We start from the raw sequence: 630 nt of genomic DNA on the forward strand, positions 1-630 counted from the left end.
CGGTGACCCCTACCCGCCCCGACAACCTCCATCGGCCTGTCAATCTGGCGCCAAGCAGGCTGAATGACGTGCTTTGCAAACGCGAGCAAAGACACGTCGGCGCACAGCTTTCATTCTCCTATGAGCGCAAACGCATCATGCTTGAGGAGAACGACGTCACGCGCGGCCTGGTTGGAAAGTATGTCGAGACATTCGCTTACGTTGATGGTCGACTGGATATTCGATGGAAAGGTCACTCGTTGCCTTACAAGATCTTCGACAAGGATCAGCGCGTGACCCATGCGGCTGTGGTCGAGAACAAGCGTCTCGGCGAAGTACTGGCCTACATCAAAGAGCAGCAAGATCGAGACCACGCAGCTGCGCCAAAGACCAACAGTGAGAAGATCGGCTACAAGCCGAGAGGCCGCAAACCCGGTCCGCGCACGGATTTCATGAATGATCCGGACGTCATTGCGAGACGGCAAAAGGCTCTTGCTCAAATGGATGCGGCTGGGTGAAGGCCGCACCCACTTCTGCCGTGTAAACAACTGGCTTTTCAGTAAAAATGGACTTTCGACAGATCGACTTCATATGGATCTGTCTGGATTGGGCTTCCATCTTCCTTGTAAACTTCAAGCTCGGAGATTCTGC

1 pseudogene is annotated in these 630 nt (G+C 54.1%); it reads left to right on the plus strand.

The features are described from left to right. A pseudogene (locus ACQZ5Y_RS28285) lies at positions 1–497 on the plus strand (ISNCY family transposase); the annotation flags it as partial. Between the last annotated feature and the right edge of the window lie 133 nt (positions 498–630).

This window comes from Agrobacterium sp. A3-95 (assembly GCF_053521785.1).